This is a genomic window from Halorientalis marina (assembly GCF_023028345.1).
Lineage (GTDB): Archaea > Halobacteriota > Halobacteria > Halobacteriales > Haloarculaceae > Halorientalis > Halorientalis marina.
Map to the genome: position 1 here is coordinate 1,393,371 of NZ_CP095487.1, position 12,027 is coordinate 1,405,397.

The 12,027-nt window shown below is 62.5% G+C and carries 11 protein-coding genes and 1 tRNA gene; 2 read left to right on the forward strand and 10 right to left on the reverse strand.

What is annotated here, in order from left to right; all coding sequences use genetic code 11:
• Positions 1-39 precede the first annotated feature (39 nt).
• From MUG96_RS07090 to MUG96_RS07110, 5 genes are read right to left on the reverse strand one after another with little or no spacing between them, the layout of a single operon-like run.
• Positions 40-804: a DUF7289 family protein gene (locus tag MUG96_RS07090; RefSeq protein WP_246987817.1), complete on the reverse strand. Its 765-nt coding sequence runs from the start codon at positions 802-804 to the stop codon at positions 40-42.
• Positions 801-1,289, reverse strand: a complete 489-nt coding sequence (locus MUG96_RS07095) for a DUF7266 family protein (protein ID WP_246987819.1) — start codon at positions 1,287-1,289, stop codon at positions 801-803. Before MUG96_RS07095 ends, MUG96_RS07090 begins: the two co-directional genes overlap by 4 nt.
• Positions 1,282-2,247: a DUF7261 family protein gene (locus tag MUG96_RS07100; protein ID WP_246987821.1), complete on the reverse strand. Its 966-nt coding sequence runs from the start codon at positions 2,245-2,247 to the stop codon at positions 1,282-1,284. Before MUG96_RS07100 ends, MUG96_RS07095 begins: the two co-directional genes overlap by 8 nt.
• Positions 2,235-2,819, reverse strand: a complete 585-nt coding sequence (locus tag MUG96_RS07105; RefSeq protein WP_246987823.1) for a DUF7288 family protein — start codon at positions 2,817-2,819, stop codon at positions 2,235-2,237. The genes MUG96_RS07100 and MUG96_RS07105 overlap by 13 nt, the downstream gene beginning before the upstream one ends.
• Position 2,820: 1 nt before the next feature.
• On the reverse strand, positions 2,821-3,390 hold the full coding sequence (locus MUG96_RS07110) for a DUF7287 family protein (protein ID WP_246987825.1): 570 nt from the start codon (positions 3,388-3,390) through the stop codon (positions 2,821-2,823).
• Between the two features lie 316 nt (positions 3,391-3,706).
• Here MUG96_RS07110 and MUG96_RS07115 point away from each other — a divergent pair.
• Positions 3,707-3,778 (forward strand) — tRNA-Ala (locus MUG96_RS07115).
• 417 nt (positions 3,779-4,195) lie between these two features.
• Positions 4,196-8,164, forward strand: a complete 3,969-nt coding sequence (locus MUG96_RS07120) for a DUF7289 family protein (protein WP_443984565.1) — start codon at positions 4,196-4,198, stop codon at positions 8,162-8,164.
• Between the two features lie 493 nt (positions 8,165-8,657).
• On the opposite strand, the gene MUG96_RS07125 is transcribed toward MUG96_RS07120, so the two are convergent.
• The 5 genes from MUG96_RS07125 to MUG96_RS07145 are packed head-to-tail and all read right to left on the reverse strand — an operon-like array spanning position 8,658 to position 12,018.
• On the reverse strand, positions 8,658-9,422 hold the full coding sequence (locus MUG96_RS07125; protein WP_246987829.1) for a DUF7289 family protein: 765 nt from the start codon (positions 9,420-9,422) through the stop codon (positions 8,658-8,660).
• A gap of 2 nt (positions 9,423-9,424) precedes the next feature.
• A complete protein-coding gene (locus tag MUG96_RS07130) occupies positions 9,425-9,886 on the reverse strand; it encodes a DUF7266 family protein (protein ID WP_246987831.1) in 462 nt (153 codons plus the stop codon).
• Positions 9,886-10,869 (reverse strand): DUF7261 family protein, encoded by a 984-nt coding sequence (locus tag MUG96_RS07135; RefSeq protein ID WP_246987833.1) that lies wholly within the window; start codon positions 10,867-10,869, stop codon positions 9,886-9,888. The genes MUG96_RS07130 and MUG96_RS07135 overlap by 1 nt, the downstream gene beginning before the upstream one ends.
• Positions 10,863-11,480: a DUF7288 family protein gene (locus tag MUG96_RS07140; protein WP_246987835.1), complete on the reverse strand. Its 618-nt coding sequence runs from the start codon at positions 11,478-11,480 to the stop codon at positions 10,863-10,865. Before MUG96_RS07140 ends, MUG96_RS07135 begins: the two co-directional genes overlap by 7 nt.
• Before the next feature lies 1 nt (position 11,481).
• Positions 11,482-12,018: a DUF7287 family protein gene (locus MUG96_RS07145; protein WP_246987837.1), complete on the reverse strand. Its 537-nt coding sequence runs from the start codon at positions 12,016-12,018 to the stop codon at positions 11,482-11,484.
• Between the last annotated feature and the right edge of the window lie 9 nt (positions 12,019-12,027).

A 12,027-nucleotide genomic window follows, 5' to 3' on the forward strand; every position in this document is an offset into this window, starting at 1 on the left:
TCCTCCCCTCCAGAAACGTGTCCCGAACGCGTCGGCCGCTCACCTGGCGATCTCGACGGTGACGGGGTAGACGGCGATGTAGAGCTGGTCGCGCGTGTCGAGGTCACAGGTCACCCGGTCGCGCTCTCCCGGCGCGTCGCCCAGCGAGCAGTCGGTGCCGGGTTCGCGCTCCAGGTACGACGCCCAGATGTCTGCCCGCGGCGAGGTTATCTCCACCTCGAGCTCGTCGTACATCGACCCCTCGCCGGTGGTGATGATGCGGGGGGTGTTCCGAACGCCGCGCACGCGGAGCGTCGTCCCGCTGTACGTCGAGGGCTCGAACCCGTCAGTGTCGATCACCGGCAGGATCGTCCGGTCGGTCGCCATCTGGAAGGGCGGTTCGGTGACCACGATTCCGCCCTGCCGTTGCTCCCTGATGACGGCGCCGAACTCGTAGCTGATCCGCGTGTCGTCCCCGCCGCGTGGCTGCCAGACGATCGGATTGACGGTCCGATTGACCGTGAAGTTGGTGTCCGGGTCGGAGCTGTCCCATCCCGTGATGTTGATCGTTGCCGTGCCGGTCGTGTCGATCTGCGCGTCCTGGAGGCTGATCTCCGTCGCCCGGCTCGGGGCACCCTCCCGGTGGACGTCGTTGAGATTGTCGCTGAGCACGTCGAACGCCCGTTCGGCGTTCCGGCTCTGCTCGCCCTGTTTGATGTCGTTGAGTGCGTCCACGCCGGTCACGGAGACGATGGCGATGACCGACGCCACGAGGCTGAATATCAGGAGGAAGCCGATCACGTTCGAGGCCGCGCGACGGTTCATGGGTCACCCTCCTGGATCGTGACCGTGCCGTCGTCACGGTACGTGAACACGACTTTCCCGCCGTCGACGGTGTTCCCCGTCACTGCCGTCCGGTTCGAGAACTCGACTGTCACGTTCAGCTCCGGGTTGTTCGTCGTCAGCCGGAGGTGTGGGTCCGCCCGTTCCACGAGCTCGATCTCGTAGGTCGACCCGGCGACGTTCGGCGGGAGGTCACGGGAAAAGTTGACGGTGTCGCCGGGCTCCGTCGTGTTCGCCAGCCGGTCGGTCGCCTCCATGCTAGCGGCCACCTGCTGGCCGATGACCCTGAGTTCCGACCGCGACGCCTGTTCCTGCTGGTTGCTCACGAATCCCCCTCCGGCGATGAGCAGCCCGGTCACGAGCACCGTGGCGATGGCGATCCCGATAGTGTAGTTGAGCGTGACCGCCTGCCCGCGGTCGCCCGCGTTTGCCCGCCCATCTGTCGGCCCGCGGTCGGCCCTACGCATCGGCCTCACCCGGGACCACCCGGAAGTCCGTCACGTACTCCAGCACGTCGCTCTCGTAGTCGACTTCGACCGTGACGCCCCAGATCGCCGGATCTATCCTCGGGCATCGGGAGTTCGGTCCGTAGTCGACGCCGGACGTATCGACGTTGCTTCGGGTCTTGTTCACGATAAACGAGTAACTCCCGTTCGCGTTGTCGCTGTGGTTGAACTCGACCGCTTCGACGGTCCCGAGACCCTCGAACGCGAGTTCGGAACACGATTCGGTCCCGCCGCTCCCGTCCGCGACCGTCCCGGCCGAGACGTTGATCCGGAACGGCGTGGCGCCCGAGGGGGGCCCACACTCCGTCGTCGTTCCGGACGGCGTCTCGACCTGTATCGCGTCCCCGCTCCGGACTTTCATCTCCCACTCGTCGCCGTCGCCGTCCTCGGCAGTGACGTTGAACGCGGTTCCGCTGTGGATCTCCGTGACGTTGAACTCCATCCCCCTGACGCCGTTCGCACTGCCGTTGATCGGTGTCCAGTTGGTCGCGTTGGTCGCACTGGTGAAGTTCCGGGAAGCGTTCGTCTGCTGTACCAGGGTTCCGTTCTCGAAGTCACGGATCGAATCGTCGACGACCTGGCCGTCCTCTAACTGTTGGTCTATCATCACCGCTGTCATGTTCTCGAACGCCCACGTCACGTTCTTCGCTACCGGGTCGTACCCGCTCGCGTTCGTCGCGTTGTACTCGTTGACGTACTCGATGATCCGTTCGGTCCCCGCTTCGAGGGACTGCTTGTGGATGACCGGGTCCGAGGTGGTCGTGCTCTCGCTTCTGGTCGCCAGGTTCTCGGTGTAGATGACCGAGTTGAACACGAGCGCCAGGCCGACGAACACCACGGCGAGCGCGAAGCCCGTGACCAGCAGTATCTGCCCGCGCCGCTCGGTGTCCGTCGGCGCCAGCCGCCTCAGATCCGCCATACGACCACCTCCACGCGGAGGACGCTGTAGGTCCCGCTCTCCGGCGACACGTCCGGGGCATAGAAGTTCGACCTGTTGACCGGAATCTCCGTCTCCCGGCCCTCGTGGTCGTACAGCGTCGCGTCGTCCGTGAGCGTCATCGTCCGCCCGGACCGGACCGCGTTGTCACTGGGCTCGCCCTGATAGACCATCTCCTGGACGCGCCGCCCGCCGCCCGCCGTCTTGTAGATCACGTAGACGTTGTAGCCGATACCCTGGTCGCCGAAGGCACGCTCCAGGCGCTCCCCGAAGGCGTTCGGCGGGGCGCGACTGCTGTAGAAGTCGTCGCTCGATGTGTTGTGGAACTGGCCCGAGGAGTTGTTCCAGAAGAGGAGCGCGGGCCGCAGTTCGCCGTTCTCGGCGGCGCCCGAGAGGACGCCCTCGACGCTCGCCTGCTGCTGGTTCTCGATGTGCTGGCTCGACGTGCTCGCCGACAGCGGCGTGACGGCCGTGATCTGGAGCGCAAAGAGGATGCTCGTCACCATCAACAGGGCGGCCACGATCGCTTCGAGTGTGTGTACCTGTGCTCTCATGTTACCACAGTTCGACGATCAGCGTCGCGTCCGTGCCGTCGATGTCGACGGTTCGGCGGGCCTTGACCGACGTTCCCGACCGCTTGGGCGGGGACGCCCCGCTCCGTAACTCCGTCCCGCCGCTACAGTTGTCGCGCTCGGCGAGCGTCCCCGAGGACTCGATACAGAGGATGTCCGCCCCGTCGCCGTCGTTCGAGAGGTTCCCCCGGATCGTGACGTTCGCGAACTGCCTGTCCTTGAGGCCGAGTCGTTTCGTCAGGTCGCCGCTCTCGAATCCACAGCCGTCCGGCGGACTCCCACCGCCGTCTTTGAAGAACTCGCGCGTGCACGTCGCGTTCAGCGTGTGCGGACCCGCCGGATCGCCAAGCAGTCCCTCGGAGAGGCTGTCGGCGACCCGGTTCGCGGAGACGATCTCCTCCTGGCCGCCCTCCGCGAACGGCTGGAGCGTCCCCGGGACGAAGATGAACACCGAAATGAAGACGATCAGAAACAGGCTCACACCGACGGCGAAATCGAGCGTCGTCTGGGCCCGGTCGCGACGGTCGCGTGACTCCGCGACCCGACCACCCACGTTACGAGCGCCGCCGTCTGGGGTCGACCGTGCCGACCCGCCTGCCCCAGAGGCGGATCGAGACCCCGATGATTGGGATGCCAACACCGTCGATCTGGTCCGTTGTATCCGATGCCGGGTCTGCCCGGGCCCGGCACTGCGTCGGTCTGCTATCGGGTGATTGTCTGTCCGGGATATAATGCTTCTGGCCGAACTACCGCCTGTGATAATGACTCCTTACACCGTGGCAGTTCGGGGGTCTGTCGGCTCTCGACCACCCATCCGTCTCACCGCTTCGATGGGTTTAAGAAAACCCACCGGGTATCCGGTGATGCGAGGGCTCGTAGATCAGCGGTAGATCATCCCCCTGGCACGGGGAAGGCCCCGGGTTCAAATCCCGGCGAGTCCATCGGAGCGACCGAGTTTTCGAGGGGGCGAGAATGAGTGAGACGCACTCGAGTCCCCGGACCGGCCCGTCGGCGTGCCAGCTTCGTTGCGCCGGCCTCTTGACCATCGTTTCTACCAGTGATACTATCAAAAACTGGTGAAGGGTACCACTCACTCCACAGGAATACGGCTTTCGCGGCTGTCGACGCCGCTGGAACCCGTCCGCCGACTCGATTGCTGTCTCGTATATAATCTGTGACAAACGAGCCACGACGGCGTTCAATTACACTACATTTTCGGATTCGAGACTCGAACTCGTCGAGGGTCGCGATTCGACAATCTGCAGTAGAGGCGCCTGAAACCCCCGGTACTGGCACCTCTGTGTCGACGGTGGAAACTGACGATGGATTTATAGGTACGTATCAGTAATGGAAGCCGTATGAAAAATTTGGGGGCCGCACGCACAAGTGATGAGCGAGCGGTATCAAATACGATAGCAGTGGTCCTCCTCTTCGGAATCGCGATCGTCGGCGCTCTCCTGGTGGTTACCTTGGGCGGGAGCGCGGCCGACGAGGTTCGACAGCAGAACGACATGGAAGTGGCCCAGCAGTCGATGCAGGCTCTCTCGAGCCGTTTGTCTGGGCTGAAGACGGGCGACGAAGAGACAGCATCGTTCAGTCTGCCGGATCGGATGCAGGGGAACACGGAGGTCATCCGACAAACTTCGATCGAACTCGTCGCGGAAACGGAGAGCGGAACGACGTGCACGACCGGAGATGTCCAGATCTCGACGCTCGTCTACGAAAACCGCGACAACGAGCTGGTCGGTTACGAGGCAGGTGGTGTCTGGCGGAGCTATCCGGACGGCGGATCGACGATGGTATCGCCGCCGGCCATCAGCTACCGGAACGGTCGGGTCGAACTCTCGATGGCGAACGTCGAGGGGCAGATGAACAGCCAGATCCAGGCACGACTCGACCGACTCGAAACACGGCGGTTCAACGAGAATCTCACCCAGTCCCTGTTCGTCGACGAGACGGCCGACGAACTCCAGTCCGGCTCGTCGACATCCGGCATCAAGTGTGCCCCCGAAGACCTGGATTCGGTCACGATGACTGTTTCGGGGAGCCCCTTCTCGACTGCGTGGAGTAACTACGCGAACGACCAATGGGACTCACGGCCCCAGGCGTCGATCGTCTCTGGCCCGGATCCGCTCACGGTCGAGTTCGATCTCGGCGATACGCGCCGAGCGGAGTTCGCCGTCAACGATAGTGACCTCACCCCGACACACGAAGAAGGCGAGCAACTGTCGTTCGATCCGGCGATCAGAAACGTCGGCGGGGAACCCGGGAGCAGTACTGTCGAAACTCGACTGTACGTCGAGGACGGCGACGGATGGTCCGAGCAGGCGTCTTCGACCGAAACGACGTCGACGCTCCTCGTCGAGGAGAACGAACGACTCGACTTCCAGTTTGCCGGCTCCAACTTCGATGCGGACGCGGACGGCGAACCGGACGAGGGAACGGACTACAAGATAGAAATCGACACCGGTGACGAGGTCAGCAGTACGATCATCAACGTCACTGACGATCCCGCGGATCTCGACATCACCGTCGACAGTTCCACCCCCAGTTCGGTCAGTCAGACCGACGACGAGGACTTCGTCGTCAACGTGGAGAACACCGGCGCCGTCCCGACCACCCGTGACTTCCAGTTCCACTTCGACACTGACGACGACGGGAGTATCGCCGACGATGTCATCGAAGTGAAAAACGCGACCACGATCCCAGCGGGATCGACCCGGACTCTCAGTTTCGCGATCCCGACAGTTACACAGGCCCCGAATCTCGATGCGAAGGTCAGGACTGCCGCTCTCGATCCGGACGGCGACCTCCCCGAGAGTCCGGTGACACGGATTTCGGTCGGTGACAACCCGTACTACGCGATCGACGACCTCGGTCTATCCGGGTCGAACACGCCGCTGAAAGATACGTCGATAACGGTCGAAGCGGACGTAGAGAACACGGGCGGTACGCCCGCTCAGCCTGGCACAGCCAGCGAGCGGGTGACGTTCGAGATACGGCACGCCGGGAACAGGACACTCGTCGAGGACGCAAGCACGAGCGGGACGGTGCTGACCGACGATCAGGCAGGGGTGGTTGCCCCCGGTAACACCGAAACGTTCGATTACACGTTCTCCGGTATCGAACATCCCGGTGAGTACGTCTACACACTGGAGACCGCGAACGTCTCCCAGACCGGCGGCTTCAGTGTCGTCGAATCCACCAGTCCCTACTTCCTCGTCTCGGAGGTAGAACTGACGCCGGAACCGGCCATCCAGGGCGATACGGTCAACGTCTCGGCGCTCATCACGAACACGGGCGCGACGACCGGCACGCAGGACGTCACGGCGTCGCTCAACGGCACCGAGATGGACGTGGTCTTGGACGAAACCGTCGATAGCGGCAATTCCGAGCGCGTGAATCTAACGTTCGACACCGACAGTGCGAACATCGTTGCCAACGAGGTCACCGTCGAGACCGCCGATACCTCGCTCTCGAGAACGCTCAACGTCTATCAAAACAGTTCGGGGATCGGGATCGGCGGGAGCGGGAACGCGACGATCAACACGACCCGCAACATCACGGCCAGCCTGACGGTTCTGGGGACCGCTCTGACTGGGACTGGCTACTGGTTTGACGCCCCGGATTACTGGGAGGGCCCCCACTATATCAACCGAGGTCCCGTGACCATGCACATCTATACCAGCAACGAGTCGAACCCCAACGAGCGGATCTACGCGTGGGGGCCGGAAACTGATCTTAACACGCCGACCATGCGCGTCCGCCAGATTCAGGAGAGCCCGATGCTCAACAAGTCCGTTACCGTTGGCCCTGGGACGCAACTATCCGTATTCGCCGCTTCGTACCAAGGCACTTCGTGTGCTTCCAACGACGTTGACATCGACTTCGATAGGGGCGTCGGCGCCCCCGACGACGGCGTCAGGACGTACTACGACGAGACGACCGACACATACGAGGATGCGAACCGACTTCGGTGCGATTTCGACACGAATGATGCGTGGCACAACGTCAGCAAGAGCAGCAATCAGGGGAACCTGAAGATCCTGAACCGGACCGACAGCAAGATCCCCAATTTCGAGGAAGCCCGACCGGACCAGCGGAGCGCGGCTGACATCATCTCCGAGAGCAGTCGCGTCGACATCAACAGCACGGGACACGTCCAGCTCGAACCCGACCAGCGTCTCCTGCTATACGAACTCTCGGAAGACAACGCCGAGTACGAGAACGCGGACACGGCGGGCGACCCGGACTATAACGACGCCGTCGTGCTGTTCGAGGTCGTCGAGGTACAGGAGACGACCAGGACCGAACCGGAGTTCGAACTCCTGAACACGAGCGGCCCGGCACAGGTCACGCGGCCGAACGACGCCGGATTCGAGGTCGGCATCCGTAACAACGGCGGCCTAGATGGCAGCACCGAGGTCGACGTCTACGTCGACGGTTCGCTGGAGAAATCGGTCGATACCGGGTCCATCCCCGGAACGAGCAACGAAACGGTCTCCGTCCCCGTTTCCTCGACCGGCCTCTCGGAGGGACTCCACGAGGTCGAGTTCCGACTGGCGAGCAACGAGGACCAGCGCGAGCGGCGGAACCTCTACGTCGGTACCCAGGTTCAGCCGTTCTTCATCCCCGGGTTCGAGTCGATCCCGGACGCGGTCGAACCCGGGACGGACTTCGACGTCACCGCCGGCGTGAACAATATCGGACAGGAGGATGGGACACAGACCGTCGAGGTGTCCGTCGCCAACTCCGGGTCGTCGGTCTCGCTCGATTCGTCGCCGACCTGGCCCGTGACGATTCCCCGGGACGACGAGCGGACGAACGTCTTCTCGTTCGACGCTGGCCCCGACCACGGTGAGGCGACCATCGAGATCGAGACGGAGAACACGACGGCGTTCAGGACCGTCGAAGTCACCGAACCGGAGTTCGAGATCGATGCCGTCTACGTCGGCACCGAGCGCTACGACCGTGGCGACACGATCACCAGAACGAGCATCGACCAGCTCACTGCCGTCGTCCAGAACGCCGAACCGATCAGCGATACGCAGGACGTCGAACTGCAGATCGACGCTAACGACGACGGGACCTACGAGGACCTGCCGGATTCGGAACCAGTCACACTGGAAAACAGCGCGACGACCGTCGACCTCGACACCGGACTCGGGTCCGCAACGCCCGATATCTACGACTACAGGATCGTCACCGACGACGACGAGTTCGAGGGCACTATCAGGATCAAAGACGACCCGTCGGGTTACGACATGGACGAAACCGCCGAAAGTGACCTGATCTCGGTCAATGTCAACAAAATCCAGTTGGGGTAACAGCAACCGGGACCCGGCACTCACATACCCGCATCTCGTCGGTCACTCCTGGGCTGTCTACCGACCGATACCCCGGAGCGATACCCTCGCTCTCCTTTCCTGATAGGACGCCTCCTCTTCCGGGACCGCTCCTGGTTTGGCCTTTCGAGATAACACGAACTCCGGACCCGACCGAGCCATTCGACGCTCGTCGGAACTGGGGCAAACGGGGCGGTGCCGAGACGCGAGCGGCGCGACCGCTCGTCGTCACCGCGCTCTCACCCCTCCCGAACGGCGGAGCGGCCCGAACACTGCCCAATCCGATCGGAACGGACCGCCTGGAACCATGGGCGAATCGCGGCCCCACGGGAGAAACCGTTTCGTCGAACCCCGCCCGGCCGTCCGCGGAGCCGTGTAGCTCACCACACGGACGATGCCGTGCACCTCACAGCCGACCTCGTGTTCGGATCGGGCGGGCCGCACCTGGGATTCTGGGCAGGGCACGTGGTCTCGTTCAGTCGATCGCTTCGACGTTGATCGTCGTCTGTCGGATGTAGACGCGGTTGACATTGCACGTATAGACGCCGTTGCTGTCCTGTACCCAGTCCTGTTCGGAACCCAGCCGGTCGAGATAGTTGTCCCACGCGGACGCGTAACGCGAGTCAGTCACGTCGATCGTAATTTCCGTCGCCTTGGGTGAACTACCGGGAGACGGATAGAGTCGACGTGTCTCGGTCTGACGTCCGGTGACCTGGACGGGGTCTTCGACGCTGATACTTACCGACCCCGTGAGCTGGACGACGGATAGAATTGCCGTGCCATCCTCACAACTGAACACGGGGCGATGCCGGATTATGCTCCCCTGTTCTCCGACCTGGAACAGGGCCCCACTCTCGTAGGCGATCTCGTCGGCGGAGCCACTGCGACTGACCGTGAGTGCGTTCGTTTCGATGTCGAACTCGCGTGGACTACCGGGTCCGGTCGTTTCTTTCACTCGTAACTCGATACCGGATTCCACGAGATCGAGGTTCGCACCATCGATGCCGACGTCGAGTGATCGCTCCGGGACGCCCTGCCTGTGGATGTCCTCGAACGTCTCCGCGACGCCACGCATCGCTCGATCGGCGGTCTGGACGTCCTCGTCGTCGCTGAAGTCTTCGAGCGTATCGAATCCGACGAGGTAGATCAGGCTAACACTGCTGGCGATGATCGAGAACATGAGGATGAACCCGATCAGATCGGAGACACTCCGTTCCGTCGGTCTAGTAATTCCTGACATTGTCACCTGCTGGTCGGTTGCAGCGAGATACAGTCGTCCGAATTGTCGTAGACGATTCTGATCGGCCCGCCGTTGATAGAGCGTGGGCAGACGTCGGAATCGAGTGATAGCTGTACCTGCCGGGAGAGTCCCGATGCGTTCGCGTACAGGACTGCCGTCCCGCTGCGCTCTCGCAACGTGATATCGTACCCCTCGCCGGCGATCCGGGCGGGGAACGTCACGCGCGAGGAGAGATCGGCGTCCGTGTTCCCGTCGGTGGTGGCGAGTCGGTCGATACGGGTAATCTCGTTCGTAACGCCCTCGCTCACGTCTGCCAGCCCCTTTTCGGTGACGCGTTCGGTCTGTCGGTCGAGTAACTGCCCGCTTCCCAGCAACAGACCTGCGATCAACAGCGCGGTGATTCCGAGACTCAACGCGTGTGTGAGCGGGATCGACGCCCCGCGACTATCGTCACGCAGCCACATCAGCTCCCACCTCCGGTCGCGTTGAGGTAGATCGTCGTCCGATAGTCCAGCTCCGGTCGCCGGTAGGTGAGGTCCACCGCTGGACGGAGTACCGGGTTCGTGATCTCCGGTTGAACGCCTCCGCCCGACTGCGTGTCGAGATAGCGGCTGTCGGTGCCGATCCGGTACGTGCCCTTCGGGAGTTTTCCGGCACCGAGACCATTTTGCTCGTTGTCGATTTCCACTGTGTAGGGACGCGAGACGTACTCGTTGAACTCGAAGGCCGGGACGGTCGTCGTTCCCGAACCCGGGTCCGCCTCCAGTTCCCCGGTCCCGAGGTTCACGCTCGCGCCGGGATCGACTGACTCGACAGCTCGCTGCTCGCCGTTCACGATTGCAATGAACGCAGGCCCATCTATCGGATCGGTCTCGGAACGGTTAATCCGCAGCTCCCACACGTTCCCGTCACTACCTGTTACGCGGATCGTCGTGTTCGGTCTATTTGCACCGTTGTTATCCGGAAAGTCATCGACTGTGAATTCCATCGGCGCTAGGATCATCATCTCGTTGCCGACAATCCAGTCGTTTGCCACCGTCGGATCGGCAAGCTGGAACGTATCGGTCGACGTCTGTTCGAGCAACCGCCCGTTCTCCGAGGCGCTTTCGTTGAACGTCGCGTTGACGAACACGATTCCGTCCTCGAAGGTCATGTTCGAGTACAGTTGCGCGTACGTGGAGACGTTCGACCGGTACGCACTCTCCAGTTTCCCGGAGTCGGTGACGTCGGTTCCGGCGGCGACGCGCGACGCCATCCGCTGGAGGTCCTGTCTGACCATTTCCTGGGTCCGCTCGGCGTTCTGGAGGGCCTGCTGGTTCCCCTGTGATCCGATGGTGTCGTTGAACTGCATCCCGTTCAGCAGGACGACGGTCCCCAGGATGACGATCCCGAGGACGATGCCACCGACCAGAAGCAACTGCCCTCGGTCACGCGAGCCAGTCACCATACGACCAGACGCACCTCCACGATGTTGTACAGTGGCTTGTCGGGTTCGGCATCGGGCATGTAGAATGGGGACGTATCCTTCAGGGAGTCGAACTCGGTGCCGCACTCGCGGGCGTCGGTTTCCGTGGTGTACAGGCTCGACTGGTCGTCGTAGACGGCGATCCGGCGACTCACGATGGCCGCGGCGTCTGAGGGGGCCGCGATATCACCGCTGGTCTCGAACTGACGTGATGCGACGACACGCTCTTGCTCACCGGAGCCGTCCCAGTAGTAGAAGTAGAGATTGTACTCGTAATCCCGCTCGTCGAACGTCTTGTTCAGCATCCGTTCGAGCGTAGTGGACCGTGGCGTTCCCGTATTGAGGCGGCCCCCGTCGAACGCCCGTTTCCCGGCAGTCCCGTAGCATCTGACGGCACGGCTCAGTGTTCCGTTGCTCGCAGCCAGATCGAGCGTATCCGCGGCCTGGCTCCGGAGCTGCTCGGTCCGTTCTGCGGACTCACTCGTCCAGGGCCCCACGTCCACGATCTGGAGTCCGTACAGCATCGCCGAGAGGACGATTATCGCCGCGAACACGCCTTCTAGAGTGTACGCCTGTGATCTGTCGTCGCGCATTTTACCACACCCTCACCACCAGATAGCAGGCCGGACTGCACTCGCTGCTCGGATCCTCGCTGAACGTGACAACACGTGTGCGTGTCGCTGCGGACTGGTTGTCGTAGTCGTCACCGAACTCGTAGAATCCACGCCCCTCGAAATACACCGGTTCACGGATGTCGCTGTCACCTTCGAGTGTGAACTCCGATGCATTGACCACGGCTACGTTGACGTTCGGTTTCGCCTGCCGTTCGGTCTGCGTGTTTAGCCCGGCCCGTTGCCTGAACCGCTCGAAGTCGGTCGAGAGGTTCGAATACAGGTCGTCCGAGCTACCACCAGTCTCGTTCCGGAGGATGTTCTGTTTCCCGGGAACGCTGTACTCGGCGACGATGTACTCACTGGCTCGTTCGGCCTGTTCCTGATCGATTCCGTCGACGGAACTCTCGTACGACTCGAACACCCCCGGCAGGAACCCGAACACGAACAGGACGGTCGCGAGCATGATGCTCACGCCGAGGATGTAATCCTGCGTCGTCTGTCCCCTATCCCGTGTCATGATTCGATC